At 57.1% G+C, this 13466-nt stretch carries 20 protein-coding genes; 18 read left to right on the top strand and 2 right to left on the bottom strand.

Going from position 1 to position 13466, the window contains the following annotated elements:
• Window positions 1-4 precede the first annotated feature (4 nt).
• Window positions 5-1051, bottom strand: a complete 1047-nt coding sequence (locus K6R05_RS12245; RefSeq protein ID WP_222924240.1) for a phage portal protein — start codon at window positions 1049-1051, stop codon at window positions 5-7.
• Entirely contained in the window at window positions 1051-2814 is a 1764-nt protein-coding gene (locus K6R05_RS12240) for a terminase ATPase subunit family protein (protein WP_222924239.1), read from the bottom strand. The genes K6R05_RS12245 and K6R05_RS12240 overlap by 1 nt, the downstream gene beginning before the upstream one ends.
• A gap of 144 nt (window positions 2815-2958) precedes the next feature.
• On the opposite strand from K6R05_RS12240, the gene K6R05_RS12235 reads away from it, so the two are divergent.
• From K6R05_RS12235 to K6R05_RS12155, 18 genes are all read left to right on the top strand, one after another.
• A complete protein-coding gene (locus tag K6R05_RS12235) occupies window positions 2959-3807 on the top strand; it encodes a GPO family capsid scaffolding protein (RefSeq protein ID WP_222924238.1) in 849 nt (282 codons plus the stop codon).
• A 52-nt stretch (window positions 3808-3859) separates the two neighbouring features.
• A complete protein-coding gene (locus K6R05_RS12230) occupies window positions 3860-4969 on the top strand; it encodes a phage major capsid protein, P2 family (protein WP_222924237.1) in 1110 nt (369 codons plus the stop codon).
• A 3-nt stretch (window positions 4970-4972) separates the two neighbouring features.
• Complete coding sequence (locus K6R05_RS12225) at window positions 4973-5641, top strand: phage terminase small subunit (protein WP_222924236.1); 669 nt, start codon at window positions 4973-4975, stop codon at window positions 5639-5641.
• 92 nt (window positions 5642-5733) lie between these two features.
• Window positions 5734-6204 carry a head completion/stabilization protein gene (locus K6R05_RS12220; protein WP_150043895.1) on the top strand — a complete coding sequence of 157 codons (471 nt, stop codon included), beginning with the start codon at window positions 5734-5736 and terminating at the stop codon, window positions 6202-6204.
• A complete protein-coding gene (locus tag K6R05_RS12215; RefSeq protein ID WP_064704198.1) occupies window positions 6204-6407 on the top strand; it encodes a tail protein X in 204 nt (67 codons plus the stop codon). The genes K6R05_RS12220 and K6R05_RS12215 overlap by 1 nt, the downstream gene beginning before the upstream one ends.
• Before the next feature lie 2 nt (window positions 6408-6409).
• Window positions 6410-6628 (top strand): HP1 family phage holin, encoded by a 219-nt coding sequence (locus K6R05_RS12210; RefSeq protein WP_010255079.1) that lies wholly within the window; start codon window positions 6410-6412, stop codon window positions 6626-6628.
• On the top strand, window positions 6612-7121 hold the full coding sequence (locus tag K6R05_RS12205) for a lysozyme (RefSeq protein ID WP_222924235.1): 510 nt from the start codon (window positions 6612-6614) through the stop codon (window positions 7119-7121). The genes K6R05_RS12210 and K6R05_RS12205 overlap by 17 nt, the downstream gene beginning before the upstream one ends.
• Window positions 7118-7540, top strand: coding sequence for an Rz-like lysis system protein LysB (lysB, locus tag K6R05_RS22140; protein ID WP_262390868.1), 423 nt, complete (start codon window positions 7118-7120; stop codon window positions 7538-7540). Before K6R05_RS12205 ends, lysB begins: the two co-directional genes overlap by 4 nt.
• A complete protein-coding gene (lysC, locus tag K6R05_RS12200; protein WP_262390867.1) occupies window positions 7437-7709 on the top strand; it encodes an Rz1-like lysis system protein LysC in 273 nt (90 codons plus the stop codon). Before lysB ends, lysC begins: the two co-directional genes overlap by 104 nt.
• Window positions 7642-8109 (top strand): phage tail protein, encoded by a 468-nt coding sequence (locus K6R05_RS12195; protein ID WP_222924233.1) that lies wholly within the window; start codon window positions 7642-7644, stop codon window positions 8107-8109. Before lysC ends, K6R05_RS12195 begins: the two co-directional genes overlap by 68 nt.
• Window positions 8106-8552 carry a phage virion morphogenesis protein gene (locus K6R05_RS12190; RefSeq protein WP_222924232.1) on the top strand — a complete coding sequence of 149 codons (447 nt, stop codon included), beginning with the start codon at window positions 8106-8108 and terminating at the stop codon, window positions 8550-8552. The genes K6R05_RS12195 and K6R05_RS12190 overlap by 4 nt, the downstream gene beginning before the upstream one ends.
• Window positions 8553-8575: 23 nt before the next feature.
• The gene (locus tag K6R05_RS12185) at window positions 8576-9370 is read left to right on the top strand and encodes a hypothetical protein (protein ID WP_222924231.1); all 795 of its coding nucleotides are present in this window, start codon (window positions 8576-8578) and stop codon (window positions 9368-9370) included.
• A gap of 79 nt (window positions 9371-9449) precedes the next feature.
• The gene (locus K6R05_RS12180) at window positions 9450-10040 is read left to right on the top strand and encodes a phage baseplate assembly protein V (RefSeq protein ID WP_222924230.1); all 591 of its coding nucleotides are present in this window, start codon (window positions 9450-9452) and stop codon (window positions 10038-10040) included.
• A complete protein-coding gene (locus tag K6R05_RS12175) occupies window positions 10037-10387 on the top strand; it encodes a GPW/gp25 family protein (protein ID WP_222924229.1) in 351 nt (116 codons plus the stop codon). Before K6R05_RS12180 ends, K6R05_RS12175 begins: the two co-directional genes overlap by 4 nt.
• 4 nt (window positions 10388-10391) lie before the next feature.
• Window positions 10392-11300, top strand: coding sequence for a baseplate assembly protein (locus tag K6R05_RS12170; protein ID WP_222924228.1), 909 nt, complete (start codon window positions 10392-10394; stop codon window positions 11298-11300).
• Window positions 11293-11901, top strand: a complete 609-nt coding sequence (locus K6R05_RS12165; RefSeq protein WP_222924227.1) for a phage tail protein I — start codon at window positions 11293-11295, stop codon at window positions 11899-11901. Before K6R05_RS12170 ends, K6R05_RS12165 begins: the two co-directional genes overlap by 8 nt.
• Window positions 11898-13241, top strand: a complete 1344-nt coding sequence (locus tag K6R05_RS22470) for a phage tail protein (protein WP_445259340.1) — start codon at window positions 11898-11900, stop codon at window positions 13239-13241. Before K6R05_RS12165 ends, K6R05_RS22470 begins: the two co-directional genes overlap by 4 nt.
• A complete protein-coding gene (locus tag K6R05_RS12155) occupies window positions 13238-13453 on the top strand; it encodes a hypothetical protein (protein WP_222924226.1) in 216 nt (71 codons plus the stop codon). Before K6R05_RS22470 ends, K6R05_RS12155 begins: the two co-directional genes overlap by 4 nt.
• Window positions 13454-13466 lie beyond the last annotated feature (13 nt).

The following is a 13466-nucleotide window of genomic DNA, read 5'->3' as shown; positions in this document are numbered from 1 at the left end:
GAATTTAAATTTTCTCGGCTGTCTCAAGCAAATACCTACGGAACATGATCACTTCTTCTCCTATCCAATCGTTGATCTCTTTCATCCTCTCCTGCAGTGGTGTCAGTTCGTTACGCACAAATACCTGAGACGCTTTCACCGCGTCGCCGAACCCGCCGGAGTTGTCCGGGATAATCCCCATCATCTGCGGCGGTACGCGGTGCGCGCTTAACAGGTCGTCGCGGCTGGCCTTCTTAATGTTAAAGAAATCGTCTTTCGTCGCCACTTCACTAAGCGGCAGAATCTTGATCCCGTCCGGCTTACCGTTCGGCGCGTACATAAACAGGTTGCGGAAATTACCCAGCCCTTTCGTGTCGCGCATCGCCTGACGCATCCGGTCAACGTCGCTACTGCTCTGTGCCGCGTCGGTCATATACAGGATGTAACCGGCGTGCGCGCCGTTCTGATAATACTTGCGGCGGAACAGCGTTGCCGCCTCATTCAGCCAGGCGGAGTTAAGCGCGCTGAGGTATTCCGGCAGGCCGTAAAGCTCCTGATTAATATCCGGCTCCAGCAGGTGAAACACGCTGCCGGCCGAAAATTCGTGCGGCTCTTTCCAATCGTTAACAAACCAGTAAACGCCATCCTTAACGCCTCTGCGGGTAAATTTGGCCGGAGTGGTTTCAAGGCGCAGCGGCTTACCCAGGCCGTTGCGGCGCAGCTCGGCAAAGGCATTGCCGAAGACCAGATAATCCAGTGCAAACTTGCTGAACTCCTGCTGACTCATCATCGGGTGCGGAATAAACGTTGAGGCCAGAATGTTGCGCTTCACGTAAATCGGTGAGCTGTGATGCACGGCCGAGCGCAGGCTCTTAGCCAGCCCGCTAAAGCTGACCGGCGGCTCAAACCAGCGCCCGTTACCGATGCACTCGGCATAATCCAGAATATCGCGCTTATCCATAACCGGCGTCGGGTCGCCAAAGGTAAACGCCTCGGCGTGCTGCTGTGGTGCGGTTGCCTGTACCGGCTGCGCGGTGGCGGTGTGAGCCTTGCGGCCTCTGCGTTTGCTCATCAGTAAAATTCCAGAATAGAGGGGTTAGCGCCGCCGCTGGCTGCGGTAAGCGGTTCGTTTAACAGTGCATGCATGATTGCCCAGGCGACGTCAGCATGGCTGGCCTCTTCGCTGCGGCTCGCCTCATAGGTTGAGCGGTTGCCGCTGGCCGTCATGGTTTTGCGGATAGCCATAAACGACTGCGTGATATCCGTCGCCCCGGCGTCATATTCAAGCCGACCGCTGCTGATGGTGTCTTTCGCCTTCAGCACCATTGCCGTTTTAACTTCCGGCGAGTATTTAATCTCGCGCGCGGCCGGGTAAAACTGGCGTACCAGCTGGAAAACCCCCTGGCCGATGCCGGTGGCATCCACGCCGATATATTCAACCGTGTATTTTTTGGTTAAGTCCTCGATAGATTTCGCCTGCGCGGCAAAGTCCATGCCCCGCCACTGGTGACGCTCCAGCACGCGGAACTTTCCGCCCGCAACGAGCGGCGGCGCGATAACCGCACAGCCTGCGCTGTCGCCGGTATGCGACGGGTCATAGCCGATCCAGATGGGCCGGTATGCAAACGGGCGCGGCAGGTACGGGTTAAAGTCTTCCCACTCTTCCAGGCTGTCGATCATGCAGCTCTGCAGCTCGGCAAACGGGAATACGCTCGCGGCGTCGTCGACAAACTCACACATCAGCAGGTTCTGATATTCCGCCGGGCTGTATTCAAGCTGCAGCTGGTCAATGTCGAACAGGTTACAGCCGCCGGTCAGCGCATCCTCAACCGTCACGATCTGCCGCCACTGCCCGTCACCGCACAGCGCGCCTTTCGCCAGGTGAGAATGCGACAGGTCTATCTCAATGCGATCATCTCTGCTGCGCCGCCCCTTGTTAAACAGCTCGCCAGACCAGAACGGATAGGCGCTGTGCGACAGGGCCGACGGCGTGGAAAAGTAGGTGGTGCGCCACTTCTTGTGCAGCGACATCCCGCTGGCGACTTTGCGCAGCTCCTGGAATTTCGGGATCCAGAAATATTCATCCAGATAGAGGTTGCCGGTGTAGCTCTGCGCGGTACGCACATTCGTGCCGAGGAATATCAGGCGCGCGCCGTTCGGCAGCACGATGGGATCGCCTTTCAGGTCAACGTCAGCCAGGCGGGCGAAGTCGAGGATGTAGTTTTTAAAGACGTGTGCCTGCGCCTTGCTGGCTGAAAGAAAAATCTGGTTACGCCCGGTGGTCAGCGCATCGATCAGCGCCTCGCGGGCAAAGTAGAACGTTGCGCCAATCTGGCGCGACTTCAGGATATTGCGGATGCGGTGAGTCAGCCCGGCGCGGTGCCAGTTGAGCTGATACTCAAAGCAGTTATCCATAAACACGCCGGTCAGCTTGTCTGTCTGTTCCTCACTGAACTCGTTTTTAACGACCGGCTGGCGCTCGCCTTTGTTGCGGTTGCGCACGTTCGGGTTTAAGTCGGCCTCGTTGCCGCTGCTGCGATAGCGCTCAACGCGGGCAAGGCGCTCAATCTGACGGCCGAGCGCGTCTATCTCTTTGTAATCACCATTCCCCTTTACCTCTTTCATGATGAGCTGGATCAGCCGGGCCTCCATGCTGGATTCCACGCGACTGATGGGCGCAACGTTGTCCCACGCGTCGCGCAGCTTCCAGCTCTGCACGGTTGGCGTTTTCTGTCCGAGCGTCTCCGCAATCTGGCGTACGGAATAACCCTGCCAGTAAAGCAGCGCGGCCTGACGGCGCGGATCGCTGATGATGGTTGTCGGTATCATGTTCATACCGGCAAGGCTACCGGTGCCGAAAATGGCGCGCCTGCTGTCCCTGTTTGCTGATGCATCAGCGGGCTGGCATTCGTTGAGGGATTGTGTGGCGACGGGGAAACTGGCCCCGAACCGACCCAACACCTGACCGGAGCCTGATTAATGGCAGCAATTAAAGCAAAGCGTTTTCGTATCGCAGTTGAAGGCGCAACCACTGACGGCCGTGTTATTTCCCGTGACTGGATTTCGCAGATGGCGAAAAACTACAGCCCGGAAGTGTACGGCGCACGCATCAACATGGAGCACATCCGGGGCTATGCCGCTGACAGCACTTTCCGCCGCTTTGGTGACGTGACTGCCGTCGAGGTTGAAGAAATCGGCGACGGCCCGCTCAAAGGCAAGCTGGCGCTGTTCGGCTGGATTGATCCGACGCCTGAGCTGGTCGAGCTGACCAAAGCGCGCCAGAAAATCTACACCTCCATTGAAGTTAACCCTGAGTTCGCCGACACGGGCGAGGCGTATCTGGTCGGCCTGGCTGTCACCGACGACCCGGCAAGCCTCGGCACGGAGATTCTGAGCTTCAGCGCCACGGCCAAAGTTAATCCGCTGGCGTCCCGCAAGCTGGACAAAGGCAACCTCTTTACCGCCGCTGAAGAAACCGTGATCGAGTTTGAAGAAGTGGCGGAGCCGTCACCGTCCCTGCTGGCGCGCATCTCGGCGATGTTCTCTGCCAAAAAGAAAATCGACGGCGAGCAGTTCGCCGACGTCGGCGCGGCGGTAACGGCCGTTGCTGAGCAGGTGCAGCTGAACGCGGAGAGCCAGACGCAGAAGCTGTCGGCGCTGGAGCAATCCGTCGGCGCACGACTGGAGGCTATCGAGCAGCAGGCCGGGGAAGACCGCGCCGCTTTCGCTGCGCTGCAGGACCAGCTTTCGCAGACCGACGGCAGCTTTACCCGCCGCCCGGCGGCAACCGGCAGCGATCCGAAGTCCGGCGCGCAGACCGACTGCTAATCAGGCGTTGCCTGAACGTTAAAACCCAACACAGAGATAAACAGGAACGCCAATGCGCAAGAATACCCGCTTTAAGTTTAACCAGTTTATGACCCGCCTCGCCGAGCTGAACGGCGTCGAAACCGACGACATGAACAAAAAGTTTACCGTTGAGCCGTCGGTTACGCAGACCCTGATGAGCCGCGTGCAGGAGTCTTCCGACTTTCTGACCCGCATCAACATCGTGCCGGTGTCCGAAATGAAGGGCGAGAAAATCGGGATTGGCGTGTCCGGCTCGATTGCCAGCGTGACCGACACGGCAGGCGGCGACGAGCGCGAAACCGCTGACTTTGCCGCGCTGGATAAGCAGGGTTATGAGTGTGTGCAGGTCAACTACGACTTTCATATCCGCTATAACACGCTCGACCTGTGGGCGCGCTATGAAGATTTTCAGGCCCGCCTGCGTGATGCCATCGTGAAGCGCCAGGCGCTTGACCGCATCATGATCGGCTTCAACGGCGTGACCCGCGCCAAAACCTCGAACCGTGCGAAGTTCCCGATGCTGCAGGACGTGGCCGTCGGCTGGTTGCAGAAGTACCGCAACGATGCACCGGCGCGCGTGATGAGCAAAATCACCGCAGAGGACGGCACCGTCGTCTCTGAAAAAATCCGCGTCGGCAAAAACGGCGACTATGCCAACCTCGACGCGCTGGTGATGGATGCCACCAACACCCTGATCGAGCCGTGGTATCAGGAAGACCCGGAGCTGGTTGTTATCGTGGGCCGTCAGCTGCTGGCTGATAAGTACTTCCCGATCGTCAACCAGTCGCAGGCCAACACCGAGCAGCTGGCCGCTGACGTCATTATCAGTCAGAAACGCATCGGCGGTCTGCCAGCGGTGCGCGTGCCTTACTTCCCGGCCGACGCCATGTTTATCACCCGCACCGATAATCTGTCGATTTACTGGCAGGAGGGCACGCACCGCCGTCTGATTGACGAAGTGCCGAAGCGCGACCGCATCGAGAACTATGAGTCCATCAACGAGGACTACGTGATCGAGGATTACGCGGCCGGTTGCCTGGTTGAAAACATCGAAGTCGGTGAGTTCGCTGCACCTGCAGCTACAACGCAGGAAGCAGCGGCAGAAAGCGGCGCTGCTGGCACCGAAAAAACGGAGGCGTAACGCATGTTAAGCCCTGCCCGACGTCACCGCATGCGCCAGCAGGCTATCGAAGCCTCGCAGAACGCCGACAACCCGCTGCGCTACGCCAGCGGCTATGAGCAGATGCTCATCAAGCTCAACGACGACAAGCGCCGCCTGAAGAAAGTGCACTCTAACGAGCGCAAGGCGGAACTGAAGCATCAGCTGCTGCCTGAGTACCTGCCGTGGGTGTCCGGCGTGCTGGAGAAAGGCAAAGGCGCACAGGATGCCGTGCTGATGACCGTCATGATCTGGCGGCTCGATGCAGGCGACGTACCCGGCGCGCTGGAGATTGCCCGGTACGCGCTGACGCATGGCCTTGTGTCTCCTGACGGCTTTAAGCGCGCCAGCCTGCCTTATCTGCTGGCCGAGGAAGTCGCCAGCGCGGCAACGCGCGCCTGGACGGCAAAAGCGCCGGTCGATTTAGACCCGCTGCTGGCAACCATTGCGATGACGGAATCCGAAGACATGCCCGATCAGGTGCGCGCCAAGCTGCACAAGATAACCGGGTATGTGCTTCGCGATGCGGGCAGGGCTTCGGAGGCGATGACCCACCTTGCAAGGGCGCATCAGCTGCACGACGGCTGCGGCGTCAAAAAAGACATTGAGCGGCTGGGAACGGCGATGAAAAAACAGGCCATTGCCAGCCGCTGACCGAACGCGACCCCGCGCACGGGCGGCAGGACGGCAACGCACTTTCAGTGTCTGCGCCATCCTCCACCGCCCACCTATTTCAAAGGCCGATTATGAATAACACGGTTGTTATCCCCGCCCCGCGACCGGCAGACGCTGCCGAGCCGCCGGTAAAGAATACGTTTTTCTGGCCTGACGTTGACCTGCAGCAGCTGCGCGATTCACTGCGCTATGAGGGAACGGTCACGGCGCAGCGCCTGCGCCTGGCCGTGAAAACGGCGATTTCAGAAGTGAATGCCGAGCTGTACGACTGGCGCGCCGCGCAGATTGCGGCGGGCTTTAAGGTGCTGGCCGACGTGCCTGCGGAATCGCTGGACGGCGAGAGCGAAAAGATTACGGCCTACCTTGCCGCCGTCGGCGCGCTGACCGCCGCCACCATCGTTGAGCGCTATCGGGGCTATGACGCCAGCGGCACGAAAAAAGCGGGCGAAATCGAAGCGAGCGCCGACGAGTACTGGCGTGACGCGCGATTCAGTATCAGCCGCATTGCCGGTAAGCCTGGCTGCATTGTGGATCTGCTCTGATGAACGTTTACGCGCAGCAGGGCGATACCGTTGACGAAATCTGTCAGCGCTATTACGGGCGAACCGGTCAGGCCGTCGAGCTGGTTTATGCGGCTAATCCGGGCCTCGCCGAAAGCGGGCCGGTGCTGCCACACGGCTGCGAGGTGACGCTGCCTGATCTGCCTGAATCTTCAGCAGGTGAAACCGTCAACCTGTGGGACTAAACATGGAAAAAATCAGCTCTGTGATCAACTACCTGATTGGCCTCATCCTGATGTGGTTTGGCCGTCATACGCCACAGGATATCGCCTTTATGGTCGGTTCCGGCGTGGCCGTTATCACGCTTATTACTAACGTGGCGACGTTCTTTATCAACTGGCATTACCGCCGTAAAACCTACGAGCTGCAGCGCCTGCGGGGGGTGAGCCTTGAGCCAGACCGTTAAACGCTGCGCCGTGGTGGCCGTGCTGGCAATTGCTGCGCTGCTGCCACAGTTCAAAACCCTGAAAACGTCCGAGGCCGGGCTTGCGCTTATCGCCAACGCCGAGGGGTGCCGCACCTCGCCCTATCAGTGCAGCGCCGGAGTCTGGACGAATGGCATCGGTCACACAGAGGGCGTGACGCCGCAAAGCCAGGTCAGCGAGCGGCAGGTGGCGGTTAATCTGGTGTATGACGTGATGCGTGTGGAGCGCGGGATCGATGCCTGCATGCGCAGCGATATGCCACAGCCGGTCTATGACACGGCCGTTTCATTCGCCTTTAACGTCGGCGTGCGCGCGGCCTGCAGCTCGACCTTTGCCCGTTATATCAGGCTGCAGCACTGGCTTGATGCCTGTAATGAGCTGCGGCGCTGGGTGTTCGTTAAGGGCGTGAGAAATCGCGGGCTGGAGAACCGCCGCGCGAATGAGACAGCCTACTGCCTGCGGGGCGTGTCATGACGCGCCTGATTGCCGCTTTGCTGGCCGTCGCTCTGCTGGCACTGGGCGTGACCGGCTGGCAGTGGAAAGTCGCGAAGGACGATCTGACCAGCGCGCAGCGCATTATCGGCACGCTGTCGGCCGGTATCGAGAGCCGGGATAAAGCGATAGCGAGGCTGGATGCCGATGCAAGGGCCAGCCAGAAGCGTGAGGCCGAGCTGCGGCTGATGCAGGGGCGCGCCAGTACGGCCGCGCTTAACCGTGAAATGACCATACAGAGAGAAACCGATGCAAATCCGATACTGCGTGACTGGTCTGCTGCTGCTCTGCCTGACGATGTTATCCGGCTGCACGCCCGCCCGGCTTTCAGCAGCGCCAGAGATTATCTGGATTGGGTGTCCGCGCGTGACAAGCTGCCCGGTGCCGGGAAACAGCCTTAAAACGGCGGGCGATCTGGCGGCGGATAATCGCCAGTTAGAGGCTGCGCTCGCTGCCTGCGGGCTGCAGGTCGAAATCATCAAAGACTGTCAGGAGCAGCACGATGCTGAAACCACAACAATTACGTCAGGCGCTGACCGACAGCGTGCCGGAACTGCAGCGAAACCCTGACGCGCTGAACGTGTTTATCGACAGTGGGCGCATCGTCTCGACGCTTGCCAGCTCGCTGTCGTTTGAATACCAGTACCGGCTTAACATGGTCATTACCGATTACGCCGGTAACATCGACCTGCTGATCGTGCCGCTGCTGGCATGGCTTCGGACGAATGAACCCGACATCATGGCAAGCGAGGAAAAGCGCCGGACGGGCTTTACCTTTGAGGCGGATGTTATCAGCGACACGGACAGCGATATCAGCATTGAGCTGCAGCTGAGCGAGCGCGTGATCGTGAAGCAGGCCGACGACGGGCTGCACGTGACCCACGTCGGCGAGAACCCGCTGCCGGAGAATGACGCCCGGCCGGTGCAGCTTTACGTTAAGGGCGAGCTGGTCAGCGAGTTGCAGACATGAGCGAGCTGCAGCTGGTAAATGACCGGCTGGAGGCGCTTATCAGCAGCCTGTCAGCCCCGGCGCGTAAAGAGATGGCGCGCACCATCGCGAAGAAGCTGCGCGCGAGTCAGCAGCAGAACATCAAGCGACAGCAGGCTCCAGACGGCACGCCGTTTAAGCCCCGCAAAACGCAGCCGGTGCGCAGCAAAAAGGGCCGCATAAAGCGCGAGATGTTTGCAAAGCTGCGCACGGCTAAATACATGAAGACGCAGGCCAGCCCGAATGAAGCCGTGATCGAGTTTGCGGGTAACGTGCAGCGCATGGCCCGCGTGCATCATTACGGGCTGCGCGACCGGCCATCGCGTAAAGGTAAAGAAATACAGTATGAAGCCCGCCCTTTACTGGGTATTAGTGAGCAAGAGATAAAAATGATTGAGGATTTAATAACATCAGCACTAATATAATAAAAAATGACGAGGGCTACTTAATGTTAATCGACCTATTTTTCAAAGTGATGTTTTTGCTGCTAGGGCTATCGCTAATCATTGCAAGCGCTATAAACGCTACTGTAGGTAATGCTTCTGGAGGTACGATTTGTTTGGTTGCGGGAATATTAACGATAGTTCTTTTTCAATTTGATGTTAAGAGTTTCAAGGTTTTTGGGCTGGCAGCAGAGCTTCGGGAAAAGTTAACAGAAGCCGATGAGATATTAGATAAATTGCGGGCAATATCAGTCCCGGTTAGTGAAATAGCTATTTCATCCGCATCTCAGTCTGGAGGTTATCAGCAGCATTTGAAGAGAGAGCAGTTACATGACTACGTCTCGTCTATTAGTAGTGCTCTTGAGAAAATGAAGGTGAGTAAGAAAAAGATTGAGAGAGTTAAGCGTGGATGGTACACAGCTACTGCAGTTAACATGGCCGTACCTGTCCTTCAAGGAATCAGATATAAACTTACCTCTTTATGTGTTGAGCTTGAAAAAATCAATGGGGAGATTTTCTCAGGAGCTTCAAGTTATTCGGCAGAACAAGCTAAAAAGTTTGATGATCTTTATACAATGGCTCAAATTGAATTGCACGAGTTTGATGAGAGCATGGAGTTAAACTACAAAGACTACAAGTCATACCCAAGTTATTTAAATGGTCTCATTAATAACCTGAAGAGTTTAAAGCCAGAAGTTAAGCAGGAGCTGAGAAATAGATTTAAAGAAGAACTTTTGGATTTAGATTATTTAATAGAAAAGCATGAGCTAAGAAGGCCTGAAGTCTGGTTCCGCTACTAATCGGTACGGATTTGTTCTGTAGTATCTCACCAAACTCCAATCTTTTGAGGATGCTCCACTTTAGCGGCATCCTCACTTCATGAACGAACAAATTGCAGAAATTCAGCGCCTGCTGCGCAACCTGATTCGCATCGGAACCGTGTCGGCCGTCAACCTTGACGGCGGGCTATGTCGCGTCGATACAGGAAAAAACACAACCGGCTGGCTGCACTGGCTGACCGCCCGCGCGGGTAAAACCCGCTCGTGGAATGCGCCGTCAGTGGGTGAGCAAGTTCTGGTTCTGTGCTTGGGCGGCGAACTAGATACCGGCTTTGTTCTGCCGGGCATTTTCTCGGATGACAACCCAGCTCCGTCTGCCTCGGCTGATGCACTGCACTGGTCATTCCCTGACGGCGCGGTGATCGAGTACGAGCCGGAAACGGGCGCACTGACCGCAACCGGCATACAGACGGCAACCATCAAAGCAGCGGTAAAAATCCTATTCGACTCGCCCGAAGTGGAATGCACAACGCTGCTCAAAACTGCGCAACTGGAAGTCACGAAGGGCGCAACGATGAAAGGCAACGTTACGCATAGCGGTGGCAAGTTGAGTTCTAACGGTGTCGTCGTAGATGACCACGATCATGGCGGGGTGCAGCGCGGCGGTAGCAGAACGGATGGCCCACGATGACAACCGCAAAATATATCGGCATGAACCGGGAAACCGGCGGCACGCTGACCGATCTCGATCATATCCGGCAATCGGTGCGTGACATTCTGCTGACCCCTGTTGGCACCAGGGTGATGCGCCGCCAGTATGGTTCGCTTTTATCCGCGCTGATTGATCAGCCGCAAAACGAGGCGCTGCGCCTGCAGATTATGTCGGCCTGCTATATGGCCCTTCTGAAATGGGAGCCGCGCATAAAACTGACCGCCATCAGCTTTGAGTCGGATATCAACGGCGCAATGGTGGTTGAGCTGTCCGGCAACCGCACCGACAACGCGCAGCCTTTTTCCTTAACCGTTCCTGTGAGCTGAGACTATGGCAACTATCGACCTGAGCCAGCTGCCTGCCCCTGATGTGGTGGAGCTGCTGGATTATGAAAGCCTGCTGGCCGAGCGAAAGGTAACGCTGATTTCCCTTTACCCGGCTGACCAGCAGGAGGCCGTCGCCCGCACGCTGACGCTGGAGTCGGAACCCATCGTTAAGATGCTGCAGGAAAATGCATATCGAGAGTTGATCCTGCGCCAGCGCATTAATGAGGCGGCAAAAGCCGTCATGGTGGCGTATTCACTGGATGCCGACCTTGACCAGCTCGGCGCAAACAATGGCGTAACCCGCCTGACGATTACCCCGGCCGATGACACAGCCATACCGCCGACAGCCGCCGTGATGGAAAGTAACGACGATTTCCGACTACGCATTGCCTCGGCGTTTGAGGGGCTTAGCGTTGCAGGGCCGACCGGTGCATACGAGTATCACTCCAGAAGCGCCGACGGCCGCGTAGCCGATGCATCAGCCATCAGCCCGTCGCCTGCAGTGGTCACGGTGACAGTGCTCGCGCGTGAGGGCAACGGCGTGGCCGGTGATGATTTGCTGGCCGTGGTTAGTGCTGCGCTCAATGACGAAGACGTGCGCCCGGTTGCCGACCGGGTGAGCGTGCAGTCAGCGAAAATTGTTAATTACGAAATCGAGGCCGAGCTGTACCTCTATCCGGGGCCGGAAGCTGAACCGATCCGCGCCGCCTCTGAGGCAAAGCTCGCCGCCTTTGTCAGCGCACAAAAGCGCCTCGGCCGGGACATTCGCCTGTCTGCGCTCTATGCCGCCATGCACGTTGAGGGCGTGCAGCGCGTCAACCTTATCAAGCCTTCTGCTGACGTGGTGCTCGACAAAACGCAGGCCGCTTACTGCACAGGCTACACACTGACCGTTGGAGGCTCGGATGAGTGATCGCCTGCTGCCGACCGGCTCGTCAGCGCTTGAGGTTGCCGCCGCTGAGGCGCTGGCAAGCCCTGGTGCTATGAGCGTGCCGCTGCGCCAGTTATGGAATCCGCAAACCTGCCCGGTGGAGCTTCTGCCCTATCTGGCGTGGGCGTGGTCAGTTGACCGCTGGGATTCAGCCTGGCCGGAAACGACAAAGCGCGCCGTAGTTGCCGCCTCGCAGAACGTGCACCGGCACAAGGGAACGATAGGTGCTATCCGCCGCGTCGTTGAGCCGCTGGGCTATCTCATCAGAATCATTGAGTGGTGGAAAACCAACGAAGCGCCAGGCACGTTCCGGCTTGACGTGGGCGTACTCGATACCGGCATTACCGAGGAAATGTATAACGAGCTGGAGCGCCTGATAGCGGACGCGAAGCCCTGCAGCCGTCACCTGATCGGCCTGTCCATTAATCTCGATGTTAACGGAGTTGTGCCGGTCGCCGTTGCCAGCTATAGCGGCGACGAGCTGACCGTTTATCCCTATACCCCTGAACTTATCAGCGTCGGCGGGCCGGGTTATTCCGGCGTGGCGGTGCATCTTATTGACCTGACGGAAGTGAGCGCATGACGACAAAATATTTTGCCCTGCTGACCAATCAGGGCGCGGCTAAGCTGGCGAACGCCGCCGCGCTCGGCTCAAAAGTGAATATCACATCATTGGGCGTCGGGGATGGTGGCGGCACACTGCCGACGCCTGACGCGGCACAGACTAAGCTCATCGGCGAGAAGCGCCGCGCGCAGCTTAATTCGCTTACCGTTGACGCAGCAAACAGCAGCCAGATTATCGCCGAGCAGATTATCCCGGAAAGCGAAGGCGGTTTCTGGATCCGCGAAATCGGCCTTTATGATGCCGACGGCGTGCTGATTGCCGTTGCTAACTGCCCTGAAACCTATAAGCCGCAACTGGCTGAAGGCAGCGGCCGGACGCAGACCGTACGCATGATTCTGATTGTGAACAGCACTACCGCTGTCACGCTGAAAATTGATCCGTCAGTCGTGCTGGCAACGCGTAAATATGTTGATGATGCCGTTATCGAAGTGAAGGCATACACAGACAGCGTAATGAAAAAACATGCCGCTGCTGATAACCCCCACAGCCAGTACCTGCAGATTGCAAATGCCCTGGCTGAAATCAAAGACGCTGGGCTGATTGCTGACGTTCTCAAAAACCTCGGTTTAACAGAAAGGTTTTCTGGCAGACTTTTGCGCACTGTAGTGATGACCGTTTCCGGCAATTACACGCCCGATCCTGCAGCTACAAAGGTGCGTTGCCAGATAGTCGGGGCCGGTGCCAGTGGCGGTAGTCCAGCCACGGTGAATTCTTCATCCTATACCGCAGCAGGGGGCGGTGGTGGTGGTGGCGGGTTTGTAGAATTTGAGATTGATCTGACCAAAGCAAAGGTTAATGCCGTTCCTGTCACAATTGGACTTGGTGGAGCAGCCGTATCAGGCAACGTAGGAATCAAAGGCGGCAATACGTGGTTTGGTACCAAAATTTCCGCATCTGGTGGAAGCAATGGAGCAATAGCGACACGGCCACGAGCGGACTACGCAAACTCGGTAAGTTCGCTGATGATTATACCAGGCGCGCCTGGGATGGGGGAATTTAAAGAGACTGCGACAGGCTATCGACTTCTACGCATAGGCAATGGTAATCCCGGCGGCTGGGGATATCTCGGATCACAGGGGCAGTTGGGCGGTTCTGGGGGGGCCAGTTTGTTGTCCGGCTCAGCTGCTGCTGCAGGCAACAGAGGAAACGGCAATAAGGGAGCAGATGCAGGCTTTGGGGCCGGAGGCAGCGGAAGTTGCAATCTATACGATGACAGCAATCCTGATGTAATTGCTTATACCGTTAAGCCATCTGGCGCAGGTGCAGATGGTGTCGCTATTTTTTACGAGTACACATGATGAATAAACAATATGCAGTCATTAAAACAGGCAGCTTTCTTGTTGAAAATACTATTGCCGCACCCTTGGGTTTTGAAGTTAAGGGTTGTTACCTGATCGAAATAGGCGAAGGGAAAACTACGCAACCAGGCGCTTTTTATAATCCTAATGACGGTTTTTTTTATGGAGATGACAATTACAAAACCGATTTCAGAGAATTCAGAATAATTTAAAAAAAAGCCCCGC

The organism is Pantoea alfalfae (genome assembly GCF_019880205.1).
Classification (GTDB): Bacteria; Pseudomonadota; Gammaproteobacteria; order Enterobacterales; family Enterobacteriaceae; genus Pantoea; species Pantoea alfalfae.
This window is presented reverse-complemented; position numbering and strand designations above follow the sequence as displayed.

What these genes read in the sequence shown, in the direction of transcription:
- K6R05_RS12165 (WP_222924227.1), top strand. Translation starts at nt 11,293, where the DNA reads ATGAGTGATCGCCTGCTGCCGACCGGCTCGTCAGCGCTTGAGGTTGCC.
- K6R05_RS12170 (WP_222924228.1), top strand. Translation starts at nt 10,392, where the DNA reads ATGGCAACTATCGACCTGAGCCAGCTGCCTGCCCCTGATGTGGTGGAG.
- K6R05_RS12180 (WP_222924230.1), top strand. Translation starts at nt 9,450, where the DNA reads ATGAACGAACAAATTGCAGAAATTCAGCGCCTGCTGCGCAACCTGATT.
- K6R05_RS22470 (WP_445259340.1), top strand. Translation starts at nt 11,898, where the DNA reads ATGACGACAAAATATTTTGCCCTGCTGACCAATCAGGGCGCGGCTAAG.
- lysC (WP_262390867.1), top strand. Translation starts at nt 7,437, where the DNA reads ATGTTATCCGGCTGCACGCCCGCCCGGCTTTCAGCAGCGCCAGAGATT.
- K6R05_RS12225 (WP_222924236.1), top strand. Translation starts at nt 4,973, where the DNA reads ATGTTAAGCCCTGCCCGACGTCACCGCATGCGCCAGCAGGCTATCGAA.
- K6R05_RS12175 (WP_222924229.1), top strand. Translation starts at nt 10,037, where the DNA reads ATGACAACCGCAAAATATATCGGCATGAACCGGGAAACCGGCGGCACG.
- K6R05_RS12190 (WP_222924232.1), top strand. Translation starts at nt 8,106, where the DNA reads ATGAGCGAGCTGCAGCTGGTAAATGACCGGCTGGAGGCGCTTATCAGC.
- K6R05_RS12155 (WP_222924226.1), top strand. Translation starts at nt 13,238, where the DNA reads ATGATGAATAAACAATATGCAGTCATTAAAACAGGCAGCTTTCTTGTT.
- K6R05_RS12210 (WP_010255079.1), top strand. Translation starts at nt 6,410, where the DNA reads ATGGAAAAAATCAGCTCTGTGATCAACTACCTGATTGGCCTCATCCTG.
- K6R05_RS12235 (WP_222924238.1), top strand. Translation starts at nt 2,959, where the DNA reads ATGGCAGCAATTAAAGCAAAGCGTTTTCGTATCGCAGTTGAAGGCGCA.
- K6R05_RS12185 (WP_222924231.1), top strand. Translation starts at nt 8,576, where the DNA reads ATGTTAATCGACCTATTTTTCAAAGTGATGTTTTTGCTGCTAGGGCTA.
- K6R05_RS12195 (WP_222924233.1), top strand. Translation starts at nt 7,642, where the DNA reads ATGCTGAAACCACAACAATTACGTCAGGCGCTGACCGACAGCGTGCCG.
- K6R05_RS12245 (WP_222924240.1), bottom strand. Translation starts at nt 1,051, where the DNA reads ATGAGCAAACGCAGAGGCCGCAAGGCTCACACCGCCACCGCGCAGCCG.
- K6R05_RS12240 (WP_222924239.1), bottom strand. Translation starts at nt 2,814, where the DNA reads ATGAACATGATACCGACAACCATCATCAGCGATCCGCGCCGTCAGGCC.
- lysB (WP_262390868.1), top strand. Translation starts at nt 7,118, where the DNA reads ATGACGCGCCTGATTGCCGCTTTGCTGGCCGTCGCTCTGCTGGCACTG.
- K6R05_RS12220 (WP_150043895.1), top strand. Translation starts at nt 5,734, where the DNA reads ATGAATAACACGGTTGTTATCCCCGCCCCGCGACCGGCAGACGCTGCC.
- K6R05_RS12215 (WP_064704198.1), top strand. Translation starts at nt 6,204, where the DNA reads ATGAACGTTTACGCGCAGCAGGGCGATACCGTTGACGAAATCTGTCAG.
- K6R05_RS12230 (WP_222924237.1), top strand. Translation starts at nt 3,860, where the DNA reads ATGCGCAAGAATACCCGCTTTAAGTTTAACCAGTTTATGACCCGCCTC.